Annotated in this window: 21 protein-coding genes and 1 tRNA gene; 12 read left to right on the forward strand and 10 right to left on the reverse strand. The window is 65.6% G+C overall.

Annotated elements, in window-relative coordinates:
* The first annotated feature begins 100 nt into the window (after positions 1-100).
* Positions 101-1,438 (forward strand): MATE family efflux transporter, encoded by a 1,338-nt coding sequence (locus RDV64_RS07570; RefSeq protein WP_309198661.1) that lies wholly within the window; start codon positions 101-103, stop codon positions 1,436-1,438.
* A gap of 130 nt (positions 1,439-1,568) precedes the next feature.
* On the forward strand, positions 1,569-2,147 hold the full coding sequence (locus RDV64_RS07575; RefSeq protein ID WP_309198662.1) for an invasion associated locus B family protein: 579 nt from the start codon (positions 1,569-1,571) through the stop codon (positions 2,145-2,147).
* A gap of 108 nt (positions 2,148-2,255) precedes the next feature.
* Here RDV64_RS07575 and RDV64_RS07580 read toward each other — a convergent pair whose 3' ends face one another.
* The 4 genes from RDV64_RS07580 to RDV64_RS07595 form a co-directional block, all read right to left on the reverse strand.
* Positions 2,256-3,443 carry a DUF1036 domain-containing protein gene (locus RDV64_RS07580; protein WP_309198663.1) on the reverse strand — a complete coding sequence of 396 codons (1,188 nt, stop codon included), beginning with the start codon at positions 3,441-3,443 and terminating at the stop codon, positions 2,256-2,258.
* A 138-nt stretch (positions 3,444-3,581) separates the two neighbouring features.
* Positions 3,582-5,045 carry a potassium transporter TrkG gene (locus RDV64_RS07585; protein WP_309198664.1) on the reverse strand — a complete coding sequence of 488 codons (1,464 nt, stop codon included), beginning with the start codon at positions 5,043-5,045 and terminating at the stop codon, positions 3,582-3,584.
* Positions 5,036-5,719, reverse strand: a complete 684-nt coding sequence (locus RDV64_RS07590; protein ID WP_309198665.1) for a TrkA family potassium uptake protein — start codon at positions 5,717-5,719, stop codon at positions 5,036-5,038. Before RDV64_RS07590 ends, RDV64_RS07585 begins: the two co-directional genes overlap by 10 nt.
* Before the next feature lie 449 nt (positions 5,720-6,168).
* Positions 6,169-6,244, reverse strand: a tRNA-Thr gene (locus tag RDV64_RS07595).
* Positions 6,245-6,487: 243 nt separating this feature from the next.
* Between RDV64_RS07595 and RDV64_RS07600 the strand changes: the two genes are divergently transcribed.
* From RDV64_RS07600 to RDV64_RS07610, 3 genes are all read left to right on the forward strand, one after another.
* Complete coding sequence (locus RDV64_RS07600) at positions 6,488-7,489, forward strand: DctP family TRAP transporter solute-binding subunit (protein ID WP_309198666.1); 1,002 nt, start codon at positions 6,488-6,490, stop codon at positions 7,487-7,489.
* Positions 7,490-7,601: 112 nt separating this feature from the next.
* A complete protein-coding gene (locus tag RDV64_RS07605; protein ID WP_309198667.1) occupies positions 7,602-8,291 on the forward strand; it encodes a TRAP transporter small permease in 690 nt (229 codons plus the stop codon).
* A gap of 9 nt (positions 8,292-8,300) precedes the next feature.
* Entirely contained in the window at positions 8,301-9,899 is a 1,599-nt protein-coding gene (locus tag RDV64_RS07610) for a TRAP transporter large permease (RefSeq protein WP_309198668.1), read from the forward strand.
* Between the two features lie 72 nt (positions 9,900-9,971).
* Here the strand turns inward: RDV64_RS07610 and RDV64_RS07615 are convergent, their stop codons facing one another.
* From RDV64_RS07615 to RDV64_RS07625, 3 genes are all read right to left on the reverse strand, one after another.
* The gene (locus tag RDV64_RS07615) at positions 9,972-11,114 is read right to left on the reverse strand and encodes a PRC-barrel domain-containing protein (RefSeq protein WP_309198669.1); all 1,143 of its coding nucleotides are present in this window, start codon (positions 11,112-11,114) and stop codon (positions 9,972-9,974) included.
* A 268-nt stretch (positions 11,115-11,382) separates the two neighbouring features.
* Positions 11,383-12,393 carry a PRC-barrel domain-containing protein gene (locus RDV64_RS07620; protein WP_309198670.1) on the reverse strand — a complete coding sequence of 337 codons (1,011 nt, stop codon included), beginning with the start codon at positions 12,391-12,393 and terminating at the stop codon, positions 11,383-11,385.
* A 137-nt stretch (positions 12,394-12,530) separates the two neighbouring features.
* Positions 12,531-13,739: a PRC-barrel domain-containing protein gene (locus tag RDV64_RS07625; RefSeq protein WP_309198671.1), complete on the reverse strand. Its 1,209-nt coding sequence runs from the start codon at positions 13,737-13,739 to the stop codon at positions 12,531-12,533.
* 324 nt (positions 13,740-14,063) lie between these two features.
* Between RDV64_RS07625 and RDV64_RS07630 the strand changes: the two genes are divergently transcribed.
* Positions 14,064-15,023 carry a TAXI family TRAP transporter solute-binding subunit gene (locus RDV64_RS07630; RefSeq protein ID WP_309198672.1) on the forward strand — a complete coding sequence of 320 codons (960 nt, stop codon included), beginning with the start codon at positions 14,064-14,066 and terminating at the stop codon, positions 15,021-15,023.
* Between the two features lie 96 nt (positions 15,024-15,119).
* Here the strand turns inward: RDV64_RS07630 and RDV64_RS07635 are convergent, their stop codons facing one another.
* Entirely contained in the window at positions 15,120-15,671 is a 552-nt protein-coding gene (locus tag RDV64_RS07635; protein ID WP_309198673.1) for a DUF924 family protein, read from the reverse strand.
* An 88-nt stretch (positions 15,672-15,759) separates the two neighbouring features.
* Here RDV64_RS07635 and RDV64_RS07640 point away from each other — a divergent pair, with 88 nt between their 5' ends.
* Both RDV64_RS07640 and RDV64_RS07645 read left to right on the forward strand, forming a co-directional pair.
* The gene (locus RDV64_RS07640) at positions 15,760-18,426 is read left to right on the forward strand and encodes a TRAP transporter permease (RefSeq protein ID WP_309198674.1); all 2,667 of its coding nucleotides are present in this window, start codon (positions 15,760-15,762) and stop codon (positions 18,424-18,426) included.
* Positions 18,427-18,488: 62 nt separating this feature from the next.
* Positions 18,489-19,514 carry a 1-aminocyclopropane-1-carboxylate deaminase gene (locus RDV64_RS07645; protein WP_309198675.1) on the forward strand — a complete coding sequence of 342 codons (1,026 nt, stop codon included), beginning with the start codon at positions 18,489-18,491 and terminating at the stop codon, positions 19,512-19,514.
* A 40-nt stretch (positions 19,515-19,554) separates the two neighbouring features.
* Here RDV64_RS07645 and RDV64_RS07650 read toward each other — a convergent pair whose 3' ends face one another.
* Positions 19,555-19,797 (reverse strand): DUF333 domain-containing protein, encoded by a 243-nt coding sequence (locus tag RDV64_RS07650; protein ID WP_309198676.1) that lies wholly within the window; start codon positions 19,795-19,797, stop codon positions 19,555-19,557.
* Positions 19,798-19,969: 172 nt separating this feature from the next.
* On the opposite strand from RDV64_RS07650, the gene RDV64_RS07655 reads away from it, so the two are divergent.
* From RDV64_RS07655 to RDV64_RS07670, 4 genes are all read left to right on the forward strand, one after another.
* A complete protein-coding gene (locus RDV64_RS07655; RefSeq protein ID WP_309198677.1) occupies positions 19,970-21,313 on the forward strand; it encodes an aspartate aminotransferase family protein in 1,344 nt (447 codons plus the stop codon).
* Between the two features lie 109 nt (positions 21,314-21,422).
* Positions 21,423-22,184, forward strand: a complete 762-nt coding sequence (locus tag RDV64_RS07660) for a 5-oxoprolinase subunit PxpA (RefSeq protein ID WP_309198679.1) — start codon at positions 21,423-21,425, stop codon at positions 22,182-22,184.
* Positions 22,181-22,894 carry a carboxyltransferase domain-containing protein gene (locus RDV64_RS07665; protein ID WP_309198680.1) on the forward strand — a complete coding sequence of 238 codons (714 nt, stop codon included), beginning with the start codon at positions 22,181-22,183 and terminating at the stop codon, positions 22,892-22,894. Before RDV64_RS07660 ends, RDV64_RS07665 begins: the two co-directional genes overlap by 4 nt.
* Positions 22,891-23,874 carry an urea amidolyase gene (locus tag RDV64_RS07670; protein WP_309198681.1) on the forward strand — a complete coding sequence of 328 codons (984 nt, stop codon included), beginning with the start codon at positions 22,891-22,893 and terminating at the stop codon, positions 23,872-23,874. The genes RDV64_RS07665 and RDV64_RS07670 overlap by 4 nt, the downstream gene beginning before the upstream one ends.
* Here the strand turns inward: RDV64_RS07670 and RDV64_RS07675 are convergent.
* Entirely contained in the window at positions 23,834-25,903 is a 2,070-nt protein-coding gene (locus RDV64_RS07675) for a glycosyltransferase family 2 protein (protein WP_309198682.1), read from the reverse strand. The two genes, RDV64_RS07670 and RDV64_RS07675, sit on opposite strands and share 41 nt — an antisense overlap.
* Positions 25,904-25,966 lie beyond the last annotated feature (63 nt).

A 25,966-nucleotide genomic window follows, 5' to 3' on the forward strand; every position in this document is an offset into this window, starting at 1 on the left:
CCTTTTTCCGGCAAGCCGCTCCGTCGCCGCCTCGCGCGGCGCGATGCCGTGGGCTACAAGGCCGGCGCGGCCCCCCCCTGCCGCGCAGACAGGACTGACCATGGCCGCCCCCCTCAACCCGCCCGCCCGCACAGCGCCGGTGACGCTGCGCATGGTGCTTGCCATCGCGCTGCCGATGACCATCGCCCACGCCACCACGCCCCTCATCGGCATCACGGACATGGCGGTGATCGGCCAGCTGGGCTCGGCGGCGCTCATCGGGGCGGTGGCGCTGGGTGCCCTGCTGTTCGACTTTGTGGGCGCCTCGTTCAATTTCCTGCGCCACGGCACGACGGGGCTGATTGCGCAGGCCGTGGGCGCGGGAGACCGGGAGGGCGAGGCGGTCGCCCTGTGGCGGGCGCTCGCCATTGCCGCCGTGCTGGGTCTGGCCATCGCACTTTTGCAATGGCCGATGATTGCGGCGTTCATCGCCATCATGGACCCCAGCGAAGAGGTGGCAGAGGCCACCCGCACCTATTTTGCGTGGCGGGTGTGGGGCAGCCCGTTCATGCTCGCCAACTACGCAATTTTAGGCTGGCTGCTCGGGCTTGCCCGCGCGGGCACCGGCCTTGCGCTTCAGGTGCTGCTGGCCGGCGTCAACATTGCGCTGTCTCTGGCGCTGGTGCTTGGCGCGGGGCTGGGGGTCGCCGGCGTTGCCATCGCCTCGGTCGCGGCGGAGGCCGTCACGTTTGCGGCGGGGGTGGTGCTGATTGCACGTAGCCTGCGCACGGCGCCGCGCCCGCCCTGGTCGGCCGTGTTCGAGCGGCTGGGCTTCACGCGCACCCTTGTGGTCAACCGCGATATCCTCATCCGGTCCTGGCTGCTGGTCTCCGCGTTTGCGCTGTTCACCGCGGCGGGGGCGCGCGCCGGCGACGTGACGCTTGCCGCCAATGCCATCCTCCTCAACATCTTCCTGCTGACGGCCCATGTGCTGGATGCGCTGGCCACCGCGGCCGAACAGCTCGGCGGCAAGGCCGTCGGCGCTCGCGACCGCGGCGCTTTCCGCGCCACGTTGCGGCTGACGCTGGTTGCCGGCGTCGTGGTCTCGGTCGCGCTCGCGGGCCTCTGGATGCTGGCCGGACCGCACTTCATCGCCTTGATGACCTCGGCCGCGGACGTGCGCGCCTCGGCGGGCGCGTTCCTCGGCTGGGTCGCGCTCACTGCCGTCACCGGCATGATCGCCTTCGTGATGGACGGCCTTTTCATCGGCGCAACGTGGACGGCCGCGATGCGCAACATGATGCTCCTGTCCACGGGCACCTTCTTCGCGGCCTGCTGGCTTCTCACGCCATATCTCGGCAACCACGGCCTCTGGCTCGCACTCAATGTTTGGCTGATGCTGCGCGGGTTGAGCCTGTGGGTGCTGGTGCCGCGGGAAAGCCGCCGCACCTTCGGCTGAGGCGCGCGGCAAGGGCCGCAACACGCAGCCCTTGCGCAGCGGGGCCGCGTGGGCAAAATTCTGCCTTGCATGGTTCGACTCGGCCTTTCAGCGGGGCCGCAAAACCGTCGGAATTTGGTTGGAGGCAAGATTGCAGCAACGCACCAACAATCCCGGCCGGACCTTGCCCCGGCCGATCGCTGCGCTGAAACTCGGCGGGTTTGCTGCCGCAGTGGCACTCCTCCTGTGTCTCATGCCATTTCTCGCAGCCGGTCCCACCTTCAGCCAGACACCCGATTCCCTGACCGAAACCTATGGGGACTGGACGGTGCGCTGCGTGACGCCCGAGGGCGGCAACCAGCGCTGCTGGATGGGGCAGACGCTGAACAAGGAGGGCACGCAGGACATCATCATGCAGCTGGATCTCGCCGTGGTGAATGGCGAGAATTTCTTCACGGTTCTCGCGCCGTTCGGCCTCTTGCTGCCCAGCGGCGGCACCTTTGCGGTCGACGGCGAACCGCTGCTCACCCTGCCCTTCCGCACCTGCCTGCCGCGCGGCTGCCTGATGCGCCACACGCTGACGGATACGGAGCTTGCCGCCCTGCGCCGCGGCGCCCGGTTCGGCGTCACCTTCCGCACCGCGTCCGACGACGAGGCGGAGGTGACACTCGGCGTCTCGCTATCCGGCTTCTCCGCCGCGCAGAACCGCCTGAAGGCGCTTTCCAGCTAACCCTCACAAGACCGGCACCAGTCTTCGGCCGGTGCCCGTGCCACTTTCCCCGTCGTCACCACCGTCAGCCGCCACCGCGAACCGGGTTGTCAGGCAGCGCCGGCGACATCACGGTCGTGTGCGGGCAAAGTAGTCGACCGTCGAAGGGTCGCCTGATCGCGCGATGCCGATGCGGTCCGGCGCCCGTGCTACCAGCGGCCGGCAGTCCTCCGTCTCAGGGTCGCCGCCATCGGCGGTAAAGCCGAGATAAGGCCCACCATCATAGCCCCGGCCGCAGTCCTCGCTGACCGTCAGCGTGCCACCGGTGATGTATCCTGAATCCTCGACATCGGGGCTGAACACGCCAAAAAAGCCTTCGTCGAAGACATGCATCTGGCCCGTGGCTTCGTTCGTCCACGCGCCGTAGAGGTTGCGCTTGAGGTTCGCGATAGATGGCTCGTCGATGAAAATCACCTCGCGCACGGTGACCTCCGCCAGATCGTCGACATCGGAGATCATGTCCCCCACCCAAGTCATCGGCTGCCCGTCCGCATAGATCGCCAGCATCTCGCCGGCGACGTGGGGGACGCCGGTGCCCGTCGAGACGAGAAGCTCCACGCCATCCTCCGCACCGAGACGGCACTCGATCACGGTGTCGCCCCATATGCAGCCCTTGAACGTCCCGGTCATCGTATAGGGCTCGCCATAGACGCCCGGACCGGGGGCGGGCGTGATGCGCATGGTATTCGCCTCGTGCGCTACACCCATGGCTTCCGGCACTTCGTCGGTCCGGGCGGTCGCAGGGGGGGCGGCCGCCGCTTCGGCCTCCGGTTTGGGATCGGGGCCATCACCAGCGTCGGCGGCCGTCTTGCCGGCATCGTTCCCGAGGGCGGCGTCGTAGGCTGCCTGCCGCCGCGCCTCTTCGGTGAGCGTGATGGTGTGATGCCCGGCGCCGTTCGTCACGATCTCGTTGAAGCCGACCTGGCTGTAGCCACGGTCCGCGCACGCCGTGTCGCCCACAATGGTGAAGGCCTCATCGGTGATGCAGAACATGTAGCGGCCCGCGGGCCAGTGGTCCCCGGAGGCATTGTTATTGGCGCGCCAATAATAATGCGTGAGCGTCAGCGACTCGCTGATGACATTCTCGCACGCGCCGGCGGGCACGTTCCACCAGCCCTCCGACATCCAGCCGGCGGCTCCCTTGTATCCGATGGCGACGGACGCCACCACCGGAGCAGCGTTGCAGATCTCCAGAGCCGCGTGTGCCGATGGGCTCGCCAACACAAGGCATGGCGCGAGAAGGATGATGCGTCGCAAGGATATCTCCATGGTGCACGAGGGAATGCGCGGCGATCAAGGCTTCTAACCTTAATCTTGATAGGCCATGGGGTCGATATTGGCCCGCCCGATGGCAAGGGTGCCGGACGGCCGCAGTCACGAACACCGGAGCAACGCCTACCCGAGAAAAACCGCGCTTTTCGGGTAGCGCACGCGCGGCTGCGTGCGCGTCGCCAGGAAGAAGCCCAGCGTGAGCGGGCCGACGCGGCCGACAAACATCAGGATCACGATGACGGCACGGCCGATCTCATCGAGTTCGGCCGTTGCGCCGCGCGACAGACCCACCGTGCCGAACGCCGAAGCGACCTCGAAGATGAGATCGAAGAACTCACCGTCGTGACTGACCGAGATGACGAAGGTGGCGACCGCAACGAAAAGGATCGCGACCGACACGAGCGCAGTCACCCGCATCACATCTTCCAGCGACAGCGACCGTCCGAACGCGTTCAGCTCTGACCGGCGCCGGAAGAAGGCGTAGGTGGCAAGCAGCAGGCAGATCAACGTCGTCACCTTGATGCCGCCCGCAGTCGAGGTCGGGCCGCCGCCGACCAGCATGAGCGTGATGGTCATGAACGCCGTGGCATCGTGGACCGCTGCGAAATCTGCCGTGTTGAAGCCCGCGGTTCGCGGGGTGACGGCCTGGAACCACGCCACCGTCAGCTTGTCTTGCCAACTGTCATAAAGGCCGAGCGTGCCCGGGTTGGACCATTCGAGGATCGCGAACGTTACGAGCGGCCAGATGATGAGCGCCGCGGTCCCGACCAGCATCAGCTTGGAGTGCAGCATCAACGGGCGCCAGCGCGGCCACCACAGCGCACGCCAGCTGCGGCGATGGCGATTGAGATCGGCGATGACGGCAAATCCGATTCCGCCGACGATGAAGAGGGCCGGCACGGCAATATTGATGACCGGATCGAGGGCGTAGCGCGTCAGACTGTCGGGGAAGAGGGCGAAGCCGGCATTGTTGAACGCGCTGATCGAAAAGAAGAGCGCGTGCCACAGACCCGGACCCCAGCCGAGATCGGGCACGAAGACGAAGCTGAGGGCGAAAACCCCGACCGCTTCGCAGACGAAGAACACGAAGGCGATCAGCCGGACAAGCCGGCCCAGCTCGTGAAGCGAGGTCTGGCCGAGGTCTTCACGCAGCGTGATCGAGCCCGGCAATCCGATCGGAAATCCGAGGATGCTCAGAATGAGGACCGCGAAGACCATCAGCCCGAGACCGCCGACCTGGATGAGGATCATGAGGACAGCTTCGCCGAACAACGAGAACGTCAGCGCCGGATCGACGACGGCGAGCCCGGTCACCGTGACGGCCGAGGCCGACATGAAAATCACGTCGCTCCAGGTCACGGCGGTTGCCGTCGCTTCCTGCGCGATCGGCAATTTCAGAAGCACCGCACCGACAACCACGAACGCTGCGTACAGAAGCAGCAGTGTCAGCGGTGGCGGCAGACGCAGAAAATCGCGGCCGACGCGGCGCAGCCGTCGCAGCACCGGCCGCTCGGCGCTGGGCGCGGGGCCGAGCGCGTCGGCATCGTCACTGTTTTCACCGCGGTCGCGCCGCCCCCCTAGCCGCATTGCGTCTCGCCGAAATGCTGCAGCTGCGCACGCGGCCCGAGCAACAAAAGCGCATCGTCTTTTATGATCTCGGGGTCCTCGTTGAACCGCTGCAGCTTGCCGGCGCGCAGGATCCCGAGGCATTCGACCCCAAAGCGCTTCGCAAAGCCGATTGATTGCAGCCGCTTCCCCACCAGCCGCCGCGGTGCGTTGAGGCTGACGACGGTGACATTCTCAGCGGCGACCATGTAGTCGGTGACGAAGGGGTTGTGGATCCGCTGCGCAACGCGGTGGCCCATGTCGCGCTCCGGATTGACCATCTTGTCGAACCCGATCTCGCGCAGAATGCGCCGGTGGGTGCGCGAACGCGACTTCACCCACACGTCACGCACCCCCAAGAGGCGCACGTTCATGGCGCCCACGATGTTGGCTTCGAGGTTCTCGCCCATCGCGATGATGACCACGTCGCACTTGTCGACGCCGGCATCTCTGAGAGCCTTCTCGTCGCGCGCGTCGGCGATCATGGCTTGTGTCAGCGTGTCTGCCAGCTCGTTGACACGCCGCTCGTCGGTGTCGATCCCGATGACATGATGGCCGAAAGCGACAAGATCGGTCGCGACGGTTCCACCGAACGTACCAAGCCCGATGACGGCAACCGGCCCGCCGGCCGGCGCCCCTTTCGCTCCTTCAGACATTCGCTGTTCGTGCCTTTCGGTCGAGACTTTGGACGCCGGGCGCATTGATCACACTTTCGCAGCGGCCGCCATCGCCCAGTCTTCGCAACGATCCGGAAAGACGTGAGATGTGAAGGCGGATCGCTGCAGCGCGCGGCCTTCCGTCTCGCACTGGCCGGAAAATGCAGGGTTATTGCCGAAAGGGGAACGCGCGGTCCTTACCCTTGTATCTGTCTCTGGCATTCAGCTTTGATGACGGGAGGTGGCGGCCGGACCCGTCCCATGACGACACGGTCCGCGATCCGCTCTGCCGCGGTGTCATGACGCGGGCCGACAGCAGTCGAGCAGCAAGCTGTGCCTGGGCTCGTCATCAACCCCGCCGCACAACGGCCGAAACAAGGGCCATCGCGCCAACAAAGAGAGTTGCGTGATCGACGCCTTGACGGAAGCTTCGATGGAAAAGGGGGAGATGGTGCCGCACGCCGGACTCGAACCAGCGACCCACGCATTACGAATGCGTTGCTCTACCATCTGAGCTAGTGCGGCCCACTGGGCGCTCCTGTACACGCAAATGCGGGGTGACCGCAACCGCGGAATCCAGTTCATCATCGCGAAACTGTCGGCGGCCACAGTCTTGCATCAGCGCGGCGGTCCTTGCGCGGCATCTTGCCGTCAGGCTGCCGCTTGCACAATTCGCGCCGGTAACTCTAGCGTGTATTGACTTGCTTTGCGTCGCACAAGTTTTGTGGCACACCGACAGAAGAAAAAACGTATTCAGGAGATGTCCGAGTGAAATCTGTCCTAGGCGCAGCTGTCGCTGCATTGGTCATCACAACCGCCCCTGCAATTGCAAATTGTGACGACGGCGAAACCGTGATCAAATTTTCGCATGTTGTGGCTGAAACCGGCCATCCCAAGGGCGAGTTTGCCACAGAGCTTGCCAGTCGCATCAACGATGAGATGAACGGAAAGGCCTGCATGCAGGTGTTCCCGTCCTCCCAGCTTTATGACGACGACAAGGTGATGGAAGCGCTGCTCCTGGGTGACGTGCAGCTTGCCGCGCCCTCACTGTCCAAGTTCGGCGCCTACACGCGCGTCCTGGGCGTGTTTGACCTTCCGTTCGTGTTCCAGAACGTTGCCGCGATGGAGCGCTTTCTGGCGACCGACGAGGGCAAGAGTCTTCTGACGTCGATGGAAGATGTCGGCTACGTGGGTCTCGGCTACATCTACAACGGCATGAAGCAGTTCTCGGCCGACAAGCCGCTGATCCAGCCCACCGACGCCGAAGGCCTCAAATTTCGCATCCAGACCTCCGACATTGCCGCCGCCATGATCGAGGCGCTGGGCGCCAACGCACAGAAGCTCGCCTTCAACGAGGTGTACGGCGCGCTCCAGCAGGGCGTGGTGGACGGCCAGGAAAACACCTACACCAACATCTACCAGCAGAAATTCTTCGAGGTGCAGGACGGCATTACCGAAACCAACCACCAGATGCTGTCCTACTTCATGGTCACCACCCAGGACTTCCTCGACAGCCTCGACGATGACACCCGCACACAATTCCTCACCCTGGTGGACGAAGTGTCGGTCAAGATGAACGGCCTTGCCAACAGCCTGAACGACCAGGCCAAGGAGAACATCATTGCCGCGGGCGGCACCATCCGCACGCTCGACACCGATCAGCGCCAGGCCTGGGTCGACGCGATGAAGCCGGTGTGGGGCGAGTTCGAGGAAGAGATCGGCAAGAACATCATCGACGCCGCCGTCGCGTCCAACAACCCGGCCTCCTGAGCCACCTTGCGCCGCGGCCGGCTCTCGGCCGCGGCGCTTCCACAAGAACCACCCGGCCGGCCGGGCCTGACGCGCCGCCGGCGCCGTCCGGCAAGCCCGCAGCGAGATGTCGATGGCCTCACTTCTGCTCAATTATCCGCTGCTGACGCTGGTCGGCTTCATCACGCTCTATTTCATCGCCGACAAGCTCGCCCCGCGCGTCATGAACGAGTTAGAGGAGATCGTGATCGCCCTCATCCTCGCCGCAATGACCCTCGTTGCGTTCGTGCAGGTGGTGATGCGCTACGGCTTCAATTCCGGTTTCCAGGGGGCGCTGGAGCTCAACCGCATCCTGTTCGCGTGGTTGATCCTGTTCGGAATGAGCTACGCGGTGAAGATCAACTCCCACCTCGGGATCGACAGCCTCATCCGCCTGTTCCCGCGGCCGGTCTTCCGCGGATTCGCCATCTTCGGCGCACTGGCCGTTCTCCTATACGCCGTCATGTTCATCAATGCGGACTGGCTGAAGTCGCTCGGTGCCACCACCCGCGGCGGCGGTGCGGTGGACTACTGGTGGAAGATGTACCGCGTGGGCATCGGGCTGGACGACCTCAAATACCCGGCATTCATGGTCGAGATGACGGGCCAGGACCGGGTTCACCGGTGGGTCGCCTACCTGATCCTGCCCATCGGCCTCGGTCTCCTTGCCATGCGCGCCGTCCAGGCGCTGGTGGAGATCATCCAGGGCAAGCGCGAGCTGATCATCGCCAGCCACGAGGCCGAAGACCTCGTGGAAAAAAACCGCAACATTCTCAAGGACTGAGCGAGACCCATGGAAACGGCGATCCTATTCGGCCTCGTCTTCGCGCTGCTGTTGTCGGGCGTCCCGGTTGCGGTGTCACTCGGCCTGTCCTCGATCATCATGATCACGTTTTTCTCCAACGACAGCGTCTCGTCGGTGGCACAGCAGCTGTTCACGGCCAGCCAGAACTACACGCTCCTCGCCATCCCGTTCTTCATCCTCGCCGCCTCCTTCATGTCCACCGGCGGGGTGGCGCAACGCATCATCCGCTTCGCCATCGCGACCGTGGGGTCGTTCCGCGGCGGCCTTGCCATGGCCTCGGTGCTGGCCTGCATGCTGTTTGCAGCGCTTTCCGGCTCCTCGCCGTCCACCGTGGTGGCCATCGGCACCATCGCCATCGCCGGGATGCGGCAGGTGGGCTACTCCAAGGAATTTGCGGCCGGCATCGTCTGCAACGCGGGCACGCTCGGCATCCTCATTCCGCCGTCCATCGTCATGGTGGTCTACGCTGCCGCGACCGATGTTTCGGTCGGCCGCATGTTCCTGGCGGGCATCATCCCCGGCCTTCTCGCCGGCTGCATGCTGATGGTCACCATTTACGTCATCGCGCGGGTGCGGGGTCTCCCCAAGGGTGAGTGGGAAGGCTGGGGCGAATTCCTGCGCGCCGGCAAGGACGCCGCATGGGGCCTCTTCCTCATCATCATCATTCTGGGCGGCATCTATGGCGGCGTCTTCACGCCGACCGAGGCTGCCGCCGTCGCCGCGGTCTATTCCTTCCTGATCGCGCTCTTCGTCTACCGCGACATGGGGCCGATGAAGGGCAAGCGCTTCACGCATGAGAGCGACAGCGTTGCCGCACGCAACGGCTTCTTTGCGTGGCTTTATGCGCTGGCGCTGTTCTGTGTGATCATGATCCTCTCCTTCTTCGGCGCGGGCGAAGGCACCATCGGCCCGCGCACCATGGTCGCCGCACTGGTCGCCACCATCGCCGGCGTCGCCTACCTTGTGGTGCGGCAGGGGACAGGCAGCCTCGTTGCCGCCGGATCGGGCCTCGTCCTTCTGTTGCGCAACGTCGTCTATTCGCTGCTGATGGCGCCGGCGACCATTGTCCACCGGGATACGCGCAAGGTGATGATGGACGCCGCGCGGACAACGGTGATGCTGATGTTCATCATCGTCAACGCGCTCCTGTTTGCGCATGTCCTCACCTCAGAGCGCATTCCGCAGGCGATCACCGACTGGATGCTCGGCGCCGGCTTCAACTGGTTCACCTTCCTCATCGCGATCAACGTGCTCCTCCTCATCGGCGGGCAGTTCATGGAGCCGTCGGGCCTGCTGCTGATCGTGGCGCCGGTGGTGTTCCCGATCGCCATTCAGCTCGGCATCGACCCGATCCACCTCGGAATCATCATGGTGGTCAACATGGAGATCGGGATGATCACGCCGCCCATCGGCCTCAACCTGTTCGTCACCTCCGGCATCACCGGGATGAGCCTGGTTCAGGTCGTGCGGGCGGCACTGCCGTTCGTTGCGGTCCTCTTCGTGTTCCTCATCATCATCACCTACGTGCCGGCGCTCTCCACCTATGTTCCGACCGCACTGATGGGGCCCGAGATCGTCACCCGGTAGGCAGACGCCGGACGCAAAAAAGCCGGGGCACAGGGCCCCGGCTCTTGTCGCTTTGATCCGAGTGGACCGCCCTTAGCGGACGATCATGGTCTCGGGCAGCTCGGTGTAGGCGCTTTCGTCAACATCCGGCATTGCCTTCAGCTGCTCTTCGGTCAGGTCGGAAGAGAGCATCGCCCGGTCGTCGGTGAAGGTGATGTCGTCGTATGCAAACACCACTTCACGGTCGCCGAGGCCGAGGAAGCCACCGACGGAGACCAGAACGATCGGCTTGTTGGTCGCCGGGTCGAGGACGATCTCGTCGATCTCGCCAATCTCTTCGCCGTTGTTGTTGTAAAGATCCTCACCCAGCACATCGTCGATGCGGATCTGGTAGGTCTTCACTTCGGCAGCGGCCATATCGGTGGCAGTCGCTTCGGTCGACGTTGCGTCGACGGCAACGGCGGCATCGGCTTCGACTGCGGTCGTCTGAGCAACGGCAACGTCAGCCTGCTCCTGGCGAACGGCGACATTGGCGTCCTGCTGCTCGACGTTCACGTCAAGCTCGGGCTGGGTCACCTCGACTTCCGGGTCGGGAGTGGCAACGGCCACTTCAGGCTCGGGGGTCTGGACCGAAACGGCGGGCTGGCCGGCTTCGACGGCAACCTGTGCCTCGGGCTGGGTCACGTTGACCTCAGGCGCCGGCTGATCGACGCTGACAACCGGGGCCGGCTGATCGACGCTGACGGTCGGCTCGGCCTGGGTCACGGCAACTTCCGGCTCGGGCGTGGAGACCGCAACTTCCGGCTTCGGCGTGGAAACCGTCACTTCCGGCTGCTTCGTCGCAACATTCACTTCCGGCGCAGACTGGTTGACCACCACGTTGGCGGCAGGCTGCGTTACCGTGATGGTGCCGGTCGGTGCGCCATCGGCGGAAGCCGTAGCGGTCTCGACTTCGGCGTACAGCAGGATGCCGTCGGCATCGGCGTCAGCCTTGGTGAAGGCGTCGTTGTATGCGGTCATCTTGGCATCGTCGAGTTCGATACCAGCCTCCTGGAGGCAGTCGCGATACTCTTCCATCGTCAGGCCGCTATCGTTGTCGATATCGAGGCCGAGGAAGGTTTCGTTGGTCATCTCATCGAACGCGCACTCGCCAAATTCGTTGGCGTTCTGTGCCGCGGCGGGCGTTGCTGCAATAAGAGCGAGCATCGCAGTGCTCAGCATCCACTTATTCGCCATGGGGATCGGCTCCTCGTCGAAATATTTTGCGGGAGAGCACAAGGCTCCTTGTGGATGAAATACCTAAGGCGCACCGCTCGTTCCGAAACGCCGCTGAATAAATACTTTATATTGCGATTTTTGGCGGGAACCATAACGGCCCGTATACGTTAGGGCGCCGATATATTAGCCGCGATATATTAATCGGGTTTAAGTCTGCGCGCCGGTTCCGGGGGGCGCACGGACGAGCAGATGCGGGGACGGGGCAATGCCCCATCCCCGAACCGGATCAGCGCAGCATCGAAGCCGGCAGCGCGACGTACTTCTCTTCGTCGTACTCCGGACGGTTTTCGAGCACGTCCTCGTCGGCAGCGGTGGCAAGCACGGCCTCATCGGCGTTGAAGGTCAGCTCGTCGTAAGCGAAAACGAGCTGCTGCTCGTTGAGGCCGAGAAGTCCGCCAACGGCAACCACAACAACCGGCTCCTGCGTCGCCACTTCGAGCAGCACATCGTCGATCTCGCCGACGGTGTCGCCTTCGGCGTTCACCACGGTCAGCCCGACGATATCGTCCCGCGGGATCACGATCCCGGCAACCGGCGTGGCCGGCTCGGCAGCGACCACTGCCGCAACTTCGGCGTCAGGCTCGGCTGCGACGTCTGCCTCAGCGGCGGTATCGGCCTCGACGGTGGTCTCGGTCAGCATGTTCACCTGCGGCTGTGCCTGCTGCACCTGCACGTTGGCGTCTTCCTGCTGGATCTCGACGTTGAATTCCGGCTGGGTCACTTCCACGGACGGGTCGGGGCTGCTGACCACAACCTCAGGCGCCACCTGGCCCACAGTCACCTGCGGCTCGGCCGGGGTCACATCCACGCTCGCGTCCGGCAGCGCAACGTCAACGGTCGCTTCCGGCTGGTCGATGGTGACCGTGGGATCGGGCTGCTCGATGACCACTTCGGGGTCGCGCAGCTCAACGCGAACATCGGGCTCGTGGGGCGTCACGCTCACTTCGGGCGCGTGCTGCGTCACGGTCACGATGGGCTCGAACTGGCGCACGATGATCCGGGGCGGGGGCTGGTTCACGGTAACGGTCACCGCCGGCTCGAACACCCGCACGGTTGCGGCCGGCTGGCGGACGATCACGCGGGTCCGCGCAACGGCATCGTCGTTGGCAGTGGCATCGGCGGCGGCCGCAGGGGCTGGCGCGCTTTCGGGGGTGGCAGCCGGCGTCTGGTCGGTCTGTGCCAGCGCCGGGCTGGCTGCCAGCAGCGCAACGAATGCGGTGCGGGTGAACAGGCTCATGGATCGCTCCTTCGTTTGATTGAAATAGAAAATGTCGCTTCCACGGTGCGTGGCAAGGCTTCGGCCATGCATTAGCACGGCAAAAAGCCGGGGCAGCGTGCCCCGGCTTTTCTATCGCGTCGTCACAGGATCGCGGCTTAGCGAACGATCATGTCTTCCGGCACGTCCTCATAGAGGTCTTCGTTGTAGTCGTTGCGGTCTTCAAGGTTCTCTTCCGACATGTTGGTGTCGATCATCACCTTGTCGCCAGCGATGGACACGCTGTTGTAGGGGAACACGACGTCCGCATCACCAATGCCGAGGAAGCCGCCGGCCGACACCACCACGAAGATCTCGCGGCTGGTCTTTTCCATCACGATGTCGGAAATCTCGCCGATTTCCTGGTTCATGTTGTTGTAGGCGTCTTCACCGTCGATGTCATCAAACGCGACGGCGTTCATAACGGCGGTCGTGGCATCGCCCGCTGCGTCAGCGGTCTTTGCAGCGGCAACCTGAACCGCTTCGCCGGTGGCGTCGGCTGCTTCTTCGAGTTCCGTATCAGCATCAGCCGTGGTGGCGGTGTCGACGCTGGTGACCTTCTGGATCACCACTTCCGGCTCGCCCTGCTCGATGACGACGTTGGCGTCTTCGGTCTGGACCGAAACGTCTGCTTCAGCCGTCTGGACGCTCACGTCAGGCTCGGGCTGCGACACGGAAACGGTCGGCTCCTTCTGCGTCACCTGCACGTCAGGGGTCGCCTGGCGGACTTCAACTTCCGGTGCCGGTGCGTCGATGGCCACCTGGGCCTCGGGCTGGTCAACGGAAACAGTCGCCTCGTCCTGCTGGACCGACACTTCCGGCTCCGGCTGGTTCACCGAAACGGTCGGCTCAGCCTGCTTGACCGAAACTTCCGGCTCTTTCTGAGTCACGGCAACTTCGGGCTCGGGCTGGGACACTGCAACCGTAGCGTCGCCCTGCTTGACGTTCACGTTCGGTGCCGGCTGCGTGACAGCAACCTTGGCTTCAGCCTGCGTCACGTCGACCTGCGCTGCGGTTCCGCCTGCGGCAGTTGCCATGCCGGCTTCGAGCTCGGTCACCACCAGAATGCCGTCGGCGTTGGCGTCGAGTGCTTCGAAGTCTGCGACGTACGTGGCGCGGTCGGCATCAGCGACGGGGATCGTGACGAGATACGCGTCGTACTCCGCCATCGACACCGAACCGTCGCCGTTGGTGTCCATTTCGGCGACACGGGCATTCATTTGCGCGTCGTCGGCGAACATGAGAACGCGCATGTCGTCCTGCGCCACGGCCGGGGTTACGCTGAGAATCGCGATCAGGGCGGTGCCGCCCAGAAGGTTGCGGGTCATAGATGCTACCTCGTTCAAAATTATTGCTTGGACCAAACAGGATTTTGATCCTTACTTGCCGAGACAACGGTTCCTCCCGAGCTTCCGTTCCGCAAAAACGTGCTAAATTACGAGCGTTGACAAACCACGTCCAAGCAGCTTGCCTTCGTCTACCTGCGTGCGCACCGCACGCCGGCGCCGAATTGCTCGGCCGCCCGATTGCGGCGGGCTTGGCGCCGCCTGGGTCAGTCCCGCGGGCAAACCGCGACCGTACGACTATATAAACCAAGGGGTTGGTTCGCTTCCGGCGCTTCTGACCCCACAGGAAAAACACAAGGGGATTTCATGAGGAAGCCACTTCTCGCGCTACTCGCAGTCAGCGCGATGGCCGTCACCGGCGCCCAGGCGCAAGACAAGTTCATGACCATCGGCACCGGCGGTGTCACCGGCGTTTATTACCCCACCGGCGGCGCAATCTGCCGGCTGGTCAACCGCGGGCGCCGCGACCATGGCATCCGCTGCTCGGCCGAATCCACCGGTGGCTCGGTCTACAACATCAACACCGTCCGCTCCGGCGAACTGGACTTCGGCGTCGCCCAGTCGGACTGGCAGTACCACGCCTACAACGGCACCAGCCAGTTTGAAGATGCCGGCGCGTTCGAGAAGCTCCGCGCGGTGTTCTCGGTCCATCCGGAGCCGTTTACCCTCCTCGCCGGTCCCGGCACCGACATCTCGAGCTTCGAGGACCTGAAGGGCAAGCGCGTCAACGTCGGCAACCCCGGCTCCGGTCAGCGCGCGACCATGGAAGTCGTGATGGACGCCTTCGGGATGACCATGGACGACTTCTCGCTCGCCACCGAGCTGAAGGGCTCCGAGATGGCGCAGGCGCTTTGCGACGGCAAGATCGACGCGATGATCTACACCGTTGGCCACCCCGCTGCAGCCATTCAGGAAGCGGTCAACTCCTGTGACGTGTCGCTGGTGGACGTGTCCGGCCCGGCCATCGACAAGCTGGTCGCGGACAACTCGTACTACCGCGTCGCCACCATTCCGGGCGGCATGTACAAGGGCAATGACGAGGACACCACCACGTTCGGCGTCGGCGCCACGTTCATCTCGTCGGCCGATGTGCCGGACGACGTGGTCTACACCACCGTCAAGGCCGTGTTCGACAACTTCGACCAGTTCAAGCAGCTCCACCCTGCCTTCGGCGTGCTGAAGGAAGAAGAGATGATCAAGGACGGTCTCTCCGCACCGCTGCACCCCGGCGCAGTGAAATATTACGAAGAGCGCGGCTGGCAGTAAAACCCAGTCCCTGCGGTTTCGGCCGCGGATTGAGGGAAGGGCCGGCGCACCACGCGCCGGCCCTTTTTCGTGTTGCCGCTTCTCGGGCGCCCCTGTTCAGGCACCGAACCCGCCGCTTTCCAGATAGGCCCGTTCCGCGGCAGTCGTCTCCCGGCCCAGCACTGCGTTGCGGTGGGGAAAACGGCCGAACCGGCGCACCGCATCAGCGTGGACCAGCGCCCAGTAGTAGGCATCCTGGTTCTTAAGCGGGCGGATGAGGTCGAGCGCCTTTTCCTGCAACGCCTCGTCTTCGGCGTGTTCGAACGGCAGATAGTAGAACAGCCGCACCGGCAGACGCTGGGTCTTGTCATGCCCCGCCGCCACCGCGGCTTCGGCCGCCGCAACCGCCTTCGCGTCCGTTTCGAACTGCCGTGCCGACCCGCGAAACACGTTGCGCGGGATCTGGTCGAGCAGGATGATCAGCGCCAGCGACCCCGCGGCGGTGGCGCTCCAGCCGTCCAGCGCGCCCGACGCCGCCTCTTCCCACTGCGGGATCCACGCGGCGCACAGGCCATCGAACTCGTCCGATCTGGCGTACCAGCGGTCCGGTCCGGCACCCAGCCAGAAGTCCAGCAGCCTCAACGCGTCAGAATTTTCGATATTCGTCATACGAACTCCTGCATCAGTTCAAAAAAGCCTTTCACGTTCCTTGAAAGCATGGAACGCTCGGCAATCGCGTGCTCACAAGAGGCCTTGCATGACAACGGCGACCGACCCCCACGCCCCAGGCGCAGCAACCTCCGCGGACGACCTCGTCGCATCAGTGGACTCCGGCGCGCGGGTTCCTTTGGGCTGGCAGCGGATGCTTGTGCCCTCGCTCGCTTTTACATGGGCCCTCTTCCAGCTCTACGTCGCCTCGCCGCTGCCGTTCATCATCCAGGAGCAGACCGGTCTGCGCGTGGTGTTCAACAACACCGAAGTGCGCGCCATCCACCTCGCCTTCGCGCTGCTGCTGGTCGCCATGGCCTTCCCGCTGTTCTCCCGTTCCCCGCGCGACAAGATCCCGCTTTATGACTGGGTGTTGGGCATCGTCGGCGCCGGGTCCTGTCTCTATCTCGTCGTCTTCGCCGACGAGATAGCCCGCCGTTCGGGCCTGCCGACCAACACCGACCTGATTGTCTCGACCATCGGCATGGTGATTGTCGGCATCTCGGTCTATCGCGCGCTCGGGCTGCCGCTCCTCATCGTTGTGGGCGTCTTCCTCTCCTACGTCTTCTTCGGCTCGTCGGAGTTCTTTCCGGACTCGATCCGCTGGGCTGGCGCATCCTACAGCAAGGCCATGTGGCACTTCTGGATGCAGACCGAGGGCGTGTTCGGCGTGGCGCTCGGCGTCTCCGCGTCGATGATCTTCCTGTTCGTGCTGTTCGGCTCCATCCTCGAAAAGGCCGGCGCCGGCAACTATTTCATCAAGCTCGCCTTCTCGCTGCTCGGCCACCTGCGCGGCGGGCCGGCCAAGGCATCCGTCATCGCCTCGGCGCTGTCGGGCATCTATTCGGGCTCGTCCATCGCCAACGTGGTCACCACCGGCACCTTCACCATCCCCCTGATGAAACGCACCGGCTTCTCGCCGGAAAAGGCCGGCGCCATCGAGGTCGCCGCCTCCACCAACGGCCAGCTCACGCCGCCGGTGATGGGCGCCGCCGCGTTCCTCATCGCAGAATTCACCGGCACGCCGTACACCGACCTCATCGTCTACGCGCTGCTGCCGGCGCTCGTCTCCTACATCGCGCTCCTGTACATCGTGCACCTGGAATCGCTGAAGCTCGGCCTCAAGGGCCTGCCGCACAAGTCGCGCGCAGGCTCCGCCGCCGCCAAGATCCAGTCGTTCATCATCACGCTGGCCGGCATCATGGCCCTCGGGTTCGCGGTCCACTTCGGCCTCGGGTGGACGGCCACGGCCTTCCCCGATGCAGGGCTTGAAATCGCCATCGCCGTCTTCGTGGCCTTTTACATCATCTGCCTCGTCATCGCCTCCAAGCGCGAGGATCTCCACGTCGACGATCCCGACGCGCCGATCCAGGAATTGCCGGTGGTGCGCGACGTTCTGCTCACCGGCCTCCACTTCCTCCTCCCCATCATCGTGCTTCTCTACTGCGTGATGGTGGTGCGCATGTCGCCGGGGCTGGCCGCGTTCTGGGCCTCGGCATCCATGGTGCTGATCGCGTTCACGCAGCACCCGATCAAGGCGCTCCTGCGCGGCGGTGAGAATTTTGCCGCCAGCTTCGCCCAAGGGTGGGACGAGTTCAGCCGCGGGATGATTTCCGGGGCGCGCAACATGATCCCCATTGCGGTCGCCACAGGCGCGGCCGGCATCATCGTCGGCACCATCGCGCTCACCGGCGCGCACCAGGTCGTGTCGGCCTTCGTGGAGGCGCTGGCCGGCGGCTCGCTGATGCTTATGCTGATCCTCGTGGCGGTGATGAGCCTCATCCTCGGCATGGGCCTGCCGACCACCGCCAACTACATTGTGGTGTCCTCGCTGATGGCCCCGGTCATCGTGTCGCTCGGTGCATCCGAAGGACTCATCATCCCGCTCGTCGCGGCGCACCTCTTCGTGTTCTACTTCGGCATTCTCGCCGACGACACGCCACCCGTCGGCCTTGCCGCCTACGCGGCCGCCGGCATATCGGGCGGCGATCCGATCAAGACCGGCCTGCAAGGCTTCGGCTACGACATCCGCACCGCGCTGCTGCCGTTCATGTTCATCTTCAACACCGAGCTGCTGCTCATGAAGGTGGTGATCGTCGACGGCACGCCCACCTCCGAGTTTGTGCCGTGGTACATCGGCGTGAAGGCCTTCGTGATTGCGGTGATCGCCATGCTGGTGTTCGCCGCCGCCACGCAGCGCTACTTCTTTTCGCGCAACAACTGGTTCGAGACCGTCGCGCTGCTGTTGGTCGCCCTCACCCTGCTGCGGCCGAGCATCCTGCTCGACATGGTGCAACCGCCCTATGATGACCGGGCGGGGGTCGAGATCTACGACATCGCCGGCAGTCAGCCCGCCGGATCCCCGCTGCGAATGGAGCTCGTCGGCACCGACTTCAACAACCCGCTGGAGCGCACCTCAAAATACATCGTCATCTCGCTGGATGATGCCGCCACCGGAGAAGACCGGATTGCCGATGCCGGCCTCACCTTCCTGGAGGACGGCGACCGGCTGACCCTCGACGAGCCGTTCCCCGGCACCCCGTTCGCCTATCTCGGCCAGGATTACGACTTCTACGCCGAGGAGCCCGTGGTCCTGAACAAGGTCCAGACCAGAGCCGAACGCATGCCGAAGGAGATTTTCTACATTCCGGCTTTCATCATTCTGGCCCTCGTGATTTTGATGCAGCGCAGAAGACAGACACAACCGGCGTTCTGACAACGCCGCCTTGCGGGAGTAAGGCCCCCAGGCGGTGCATCAGCGCGCCTCGGGAGACTGAATTGACCGCCAGAGACCTCCTCGCCGGCTTCGAGCGCTATCCCCTCACATTCGGCCCCAGCCCCATCGAGCGGCTGGACCGCCTCACCGCCCACGCCGGCGGCAAGGTGGAGATCTGGGCCAAGCGGGAAGACTGCAATTCCGGCCTCGCCTTCGGCGGCAACAAGGTCCGCAAGCTGGAATACATCGTGCCGGACGCCATCGCGTCGGGTGCGGACACGCTGGTCTCCATCGGCGGCGTCCAGTCCAACCACACCCGCCAGGTGGCCGCCGTTGCCGCCAAGATCGGCATGAAGTGCCGCCTCGTCCAGGAAGCCTGGGTGCCCCACGAAGACGCCGTCTACGACCGTGTCGGCAACCCCATGCTGTCGCGCATCATGGGCGCCGACGTCCGCCTGACGGACGACGGGTTCGACATCGGTATCCGCAAGTCGTGGGAAGATGCGCTGGCGGACGTGGAAGCCTCGGGCGGCAGGCCCTACGGCATTCCCGCAGGCGCGTCGGTGCACAAATATGGTGGGCTCGGCTTCGTCGGCTTTGCCGAGGAGGTGCGCGCGCAGGAGGCCGAACTCGGCGTCAGGTTCGACTATGTGGTGGTCTGCACCGTGACCGGCTCCACCCATGCGGGGATGGTGGCAGGCTTCAAGCCCGATGGGCGCGCCGCCAACGTCATCGGCATCGACGCATCGTTCACGCTCGACCAGACGCGCGCGCAGGTGCTGGACATTGCGCGTCGCACGGCAGACCTCATCGGCGTCGGCGATATTGCGGACAGCGACGTGACCCTGCTCGACGGTTACGCCCACCCCGCCTACGGCGTGCCCAACGCGGGGACGCTGGCCGCGATCCGCACCGCGGCGCGTACGGAAGGCATGCTCACCGACCCTGTGTACGAGGGCAAATCCATGGACGGGATGCTGGACCTCATCGCCAAGGGCTACTTCCCCGCGGGCTCCAAGGTGCTCTACGCCCATCTGGGCGGCGCCCCCGCCCTCAACGGCTACGGCTACACCTTCCGCAACGGGTAGGGGAACTGCGGGCTGCCCGCGCCGAACGGGCAGCCCGGTCCTATTTTTGCTGCGGAACGGCCTCTTCGCGCAGGTACGTCCATTCCTCCACCACACGGCCATCGGGCAGGTGGCAGTAGCCCACCTCGCCATTCGCCTCGGTGCGGATTTCGAGCGTCCCGCCGTGGGTCACGCAAAATTGCGAGGCCGGGTTGGCGAGATTGGTTGCAGGCTTGGCGGGTTCGCCGTCCGCCGCAAACGCAGTCAGCGGCACGAAAACGGCAAGAAAAGGGGCATAGCGCATGGGCATTGTCCTGGTTCGTGTTGCACCACCATAAACGCTCCGTCGCGCCATGCGAACGCCCCGCCCCGCTGCGACGGTCGGGCACAAGCCCCCGGCAGGCTCGGCCGGCGCGATGCGATACCCTCGCGCCGCCAGATCTTGTAGCGTGGGCCGTCGCAGGGATTTCGAGATCATGCCAAGTCCATCCGCCCACATCTTCCAGCGTGCCACGGCCGCGTCGCTTCCCGTCGCGGTCGGCGGCGACGGCGTCTACGTCATCACCCGCGACGGGCGCCGCATTCTGGACGGGTGCGGCGGTGCGGCGGTCTCCTGCCTTGGCCATTCGGACCGGGGGGTGACCGATGCCATCAAGCGCCAGGTGGACGATCTGCCCTATGCGCACACCGGCTTCTTTACCTCCGAGCCTGCCGAAGAGCTGGCGGACATGCTCATCGCCCGCGCACCGGAGGGGATCGGCCGCGTCTATTTCGTGTCCGGCGGATCGGAAGCGGCAGAGGCGGCGATCAAGCTCGCCCGCCAGTATTTCCTCGAAAAAGGCGAGCCCGCCCGCTCGCGGATCATCGCGCGGCGGCAGAGCTACCACGGCAACACGCTGGGCGCGCTGGCCGCCGGCGGCAACGAATGGCGGCGCCGCCAGTTCGCGCCGCTCCTGTCGGATGCGTTCAGCCACATTGCCCCCTGCCACCACTGGCGCTGGGGCGAGCCCGGCGAAAGCGCCGAGGCCTACGGCACCCGCGTCGCCGACGAGCTGGACGCCGAAATCCAGCGTCTCGGCCCCGAAACGGTGGCCGCCTTCATGGCCGAACCCGTGGTGGGCGCTACAATGGGCGCCGTTCCGGCGGTTCCAGGCTACTTCGCCAGGGTGCGCGAGATCTGCGACCGTTACGGCGTCCTCCTCATTCTGGACGAAGTGATGTGCGGCATGGGCCGCACCGGCACCCTCTTCGCCTCCGAGGCCGACGATGTGCGGCCCGACATGGTGCTCATCGCCAAGGGGCTCGGCGCCGGCTACCAGCCCATCGGCGCCACCCTTGTCGCCGAAAAGATTCACCAGACAATTGCGGACGGCTCGGGCTTCTTCCAGCACGGCCACACCTACATGGGCCACCCGACGGCCTGCGCCGCCGGCGTTGCGGTCCTCAACACCATCGAAAGCCGGGACCTTCTGGCCAACGTGAACGCCATGGGCGACCGCCTCCGCCAGAGCCTCGAAGCCCGCTTCGGCCAGCACCCCAATGTGGGCGACATCCGCGGCCGCGGCCTGTTCATGGGTGTGGAGCTTGTCGCAGACCGGGACAGCTGCGCCCCGCTCCCCACCGAGGCAAAGACCCACGCAAAGATCAAGCGCGCCGCGTTCGAGCGGGACCTGATGGTCTACCCCATGGGCGGCACCATCGACGGTGCCGCTGGCGACCACATCCTCATCGCCCCGCCCTTCATCGCCAGCGCCGACGACATCGACACGCTGGTCGACCGGCTCGGCCAGGCGGTGGACGACGTGCTCGGCCGCGGCTGACGGGCCGGACGGCAAGCACCCGGAGCACCGCTTTTTGCCCCGCCACGCTTCGCCCGTGCACGTTTTTTGCTAGACCTTGCAGAAGGCGCGCGAACAACCGGGACAAGCCATGACCACTGTCGACCTCAATGCGGACTGCGGCGAAAGTTTCGGCCCCTGGACCATGGGTGCGGACGGCGAAATCCTGAAGATCGTCACCAGCGCCAACATTGCCTGCGGCTTCCACGCCGGCGACCCCGACACGATGGCCGAGACCATCCGCACCGCGATCGCCAACAACGTCGCCATCGGCGCGCATCCGGGCTTTGAGGACAAGGCCGGGTTCGGCCGCCGTCCGATCCCGATGGCGCCGGATGCCATCACGCGGATGGTCGCCTACCAGATTGGCGCCACCATCGCGATGGCGGCGGTGGAGGGTGGCCGCGTCACCCACGTCAAGGCGCACGGGGCGCTCTCCAACGTGGCCAGCGCCGACCGCACCGTGGCCGACGCCATCGCCAGCGCCGTCAGACAGGTGGATCCCTCGCTGACCCTTCTGGCCGTCGCGACCACGGCGCTGGAGGATGCCGGGCGCGCAGCTGGCCTCCCCGTTGCCGCCGAGATCTTCGCCGACCGCGCCTATGAGCCGGACGGCCAGCTCGTCTCCCGCGCCAAGCCCGGCGCCTTCGTCCACGACCCCGCGGAGGCCGCGGCCCGCGTGGTGAAGATGGTGGAGGCCGGTGCCATCTTTGCCCACGACGGCAGCCGCCTGCCCACCGCCATCGACAGTATCTGCGTCCATGGCGACAGCGCTGACGCCGTCGCCATCGCAAAGGCGGTGCGCGCGGCCCTCGAAGGCGCGGGCGTCACCGTCACCCCGTTCGCCGGATGAGCCTGACCGAGGGCGCCACCTTCCGCGGCAGCGGCGAGAATGCGTTCGTGATCGAGTTTGGCGACGAGATCACGCAAGGCGCCGGCGCACAGGTGGCGGCGCTTGCCGCCGCGTTCGATGCCGCTGCCCCGGCCGGTCTGGTGGAGGTGGTGCCGACGTTCCGCTCGCTTCTGGTCCTGTTCGATCCCGCCGCCACCGACCGCGATGCGCTGCTCGCCGCCCTTCCCGAAGGCACGGGCGAGGACACCGCGCGCGGCCCCGCCCACTGGCGCCTGCCGGTGGCCATGGAGGGCGATTGCGCCGAGGACATTGCCGACGCCGCCGCCGGGCTCGGCCTCAGCGTGGAGGCGCTGCGGTCGAAATTTCTGGAGGGACGCTACCAGGTGGGCATGTACGGATTTGCACCGGGGTTCGCGTATCTGTCCGGCGTGGACGAGACGCTGGCAATCCCGCGCCGCCCATCGCCGCGACCGCCGATGCCGGCGGGCAGCCTCATCCTGGCGGGCGGCATGGCGGCCCTCACCTCCATCTCCATGCCCACCGGCTGGTACGTGATCGGCCGCACCGCCGTCACCCTGTTCCGGCCGGACGAGACGCCGATGGTTCCCTTCGCGGTCGGCGATACCATCGCCTTCGACGCCGTGAGCGAGGACGAATGGGCCTCCCTTGCCAGGACCACCGATGGCGGGCTGACGAAGGACGACGGATGAGCGCGCTGCATGTGGTCCGCCACAACCACCTCGTGACGGTGCAGGATGCGGGACGGTCGGGCGCCATGCGCTTCGGCGTCTCGCAGTCCGGCCCGATGGACTGGGTGCGCTTTCGCCACGCCCTCGCGCTCGCCGGGAGCGGGACGGCAGCCTTCGAGATCGGCATCGCCGGTGCGGCGTTCCGCGCGGAGGGGCCGGTGCTTGCGGGCCTGTCCGGGCCCGGTTTCAGCGCAACGGTGGGAGACGGCGAGCCCGTCACCCTGCCGGCGCGCCTCTTCATTGGCGACGGGGAGACCCTCACCATCACGCCCGGCCGCAACGGCATGTGGGCCTATCTCGCCGTGGCGGGGATCGACCTTGGCGCCCCCGTTCTCGGCTCCTACGCCACCAACGCCCGCACCGGGCTTGGCGCGCGCGACTTCGACACGCCGTTCAGCGTCCAGACGCCCGGCGACGCCGAACCGCTCCTAGCGGTGGACATTGCCCTGCCGGACGGCCCCATCGGCCTCCTTCCCGGCCCGCAGCACCATCTGTTTGCCGAAGAGGTGCAGACCACCTTCACCACCGAGGCCTACAGGCTCACCGACAAGGTGGACCGGATGGGCTACCGGCTGGAAGGACCGCCGCTGGAGGCCGCCACCCACGACATCATCTCCGACGGGATTGTGGAGGGCGCGATCCAGGTGCCCGGCAACGGCCAGCCCATCGTCTTATGTGCGGACCGTGCGCCCACCGGCGGCTATCCGAAGATTGCGGTGGTGGCGCTGGCGGACCGGCCGCGGCTGACGCAGCTGCGGCCCGGCGCCACGGTGCATTTTGCGTTCATCGACCTTGCCGAAGCCGGCCGGCGGCGCCGCGCGCTGGAGGATGCGCTCGCCGCACCGCCGGTGCCGCGTGTTCGCTCGGTGTTCACGTCGGAATATCTGGCCAGCCGCAACCTCATCGGCGGTGTCGTCTCGGGCGACGATCAGGCCCCGTAGCGGTGGCGAACTGCGCCGGCCCGGCCGCGTGGGCGCTCACCCGGCCGGGCCGCCTTGCAACGCCGTGCTCCGTCTTGCGCCAGTGGTGCGGCCGGCGGATGAGGTCATAAAGGCCGATGGCGACGGCGACCCCCATCAGGACCCAGTAAACTGGAAACCACAGCACCAGCCACGGGCTGAGGCCGCGCCGCCGCCGGTCGCGGATGGTAACGGCGCCCAGCGCAAAGTTGACGCCGTAGCTCATCACCGCCGCGCTGCCGTGCAGCACCGCAAGCCATGGCGACTCGAACGTGACGGGGAGCAGCCCCAGAAGCGCCGCCAGCAGAGCCAGCAGGACCACGTTGTGTGCCATCGCCGCGGTCAGCGCACCGAGGATGAAAAGGTGCATCACCAGCGTGTCCCGCCAGCCAAGCTCGCGCAGCAGCGACAGCGGGGCGCGGTTGTGGACCAGCCACGTCTGCATGTAGCCCTTGAACCAGCGCGAGCGCTGCTTGATCCAGGCCCCCACCGCCAGCGGCGATTCTTCGAAGGTGTCGGACTCGATCATGCCGATGCGGAAGCCGCGGCGGACCAGCCGCACCGCAAGGTCGGCATCCTCGGTGACGTTGTACGGATCCCACCCGCCAACCGCCAGAAGCGCTTCGGCGCGGAAATGGTTTGACGTTCCGCCCAGAAGAATGAGCCGGCCGCGCGCGGCAATGGCCGGCATCAGCCGGTCGAACAGGCACGCATATTCGATGGTGAACATGCGAGTCAGCCAGTTGTCGTTCTCATGGTCGATGCAAAGGCGCGCCTGCACGGCGGCCAGACTGTCCGGCGCAGCGGCGAAGGTTTCGGCCGCAAGGCGGAGCTGGCCGGGGTCCGGCCGGTCCTCTGCATCGTAGATGGTCACAAGCGAGCCGCGGGCCTGCCGCAGGCCGGCGTTGAGCGCGCGCGGCTTCGTCTTGGGCAAACCCTTGGGCAGGATGGCGATGCGGCACGGCAGATGCCGCGCCTCGCGCAAGATGCTGTCGCGGGTTTCCGCATCGTCCGCCTCCACCAGAAACTGGATGTCCAGCTTCTCGACCGGATAATCCAGCCGGCGGAGCGCACGGACCAGCCCGCTGATCGCCCGAGCCTCCCGATAAAGCGGAATAAGCACCGTGTAGACGGGCAATTCGCTGCTTTTAAGCCGTTGCCGCGGCAGCGTGGCCGCCGAAAGATCTGCCATCAGCGCATAGCAGCGGCTGGCGGCATAACCGATCAGAATTGCCGTCACCAGAAGAAGCGTCACGGCGAGCATCATCGCCGGCACCTTCAGCGAAACCACCGACAGGCCGGTGAGCACCAGCGCAAACACCACCACCTGCGCAGTGCTGACCACACGGTCCGCCACTTCGTTGTCCGGCACGGCATGGAGCGGGGCAACGCGGGCCGCTCCGACGTTCGGGCCGCCTGATTGTGCGGCAGCGACGATGGCATGGGGCGTTGCAACCGTGATCCGCCCGCGCATCTCGGGGTTCTTGCACAAAAGGCGCGCAAGCCTCGGCAACCATGCCTGGGCGGGCGCAATCACCATGCGTGGCCCGTCCGGCCCGATATAGCGCAGGATCATTCCGTCGCCCGTGGCGCGCACATCCACCGACGGGGCGTGCATGCCCTGGAAGGACGCACACAAGGCATCCTCCTCCTCAAAGCGGCAACCGAGCCACTGTCCGATGGCAAGGAAATAATCCAGATCCGTGAAGGGCTGGGGACGGGTGCCGAGGCGGGCGGAGGAAAACGCTGCGCGCAGGCAGTCGAAACCGCTGGCGCGATCCAGAGCGTCCGCCAGCCACCCCGCTGCGCTGTTCGTCATGTCCGCACCCAGCAGGGCGAAGACCAGGCTGGCCTCGTAGCCCGAAAGGTGCGCCAGCGCGTCCGGTGGATCGTGGTGGGGGCCAAGGTCCCGGCATTCGGCCAGCGCAAAACGGATCGCGAGTGGCAGGGTGTCGCCGCCGCTGGTTCCCTCTTCGCGAGAGGGCCGGTCCGGCCCTGACGCGCTCAGCACAAGGTGGACCGTGCGGGCGGCACGGCGAATTGACCCGGCCGATTGATCACGCGCATTTTTGCC

The organism is Acuticoccus sp. MNP-M23, assembly GCF_031195445.1.
Classification (GTDB): Bacteria; Pseudomonadota; Alphaproteobacteria; order Rhizobiales; family Amorphaceae; genus Acuticoccus.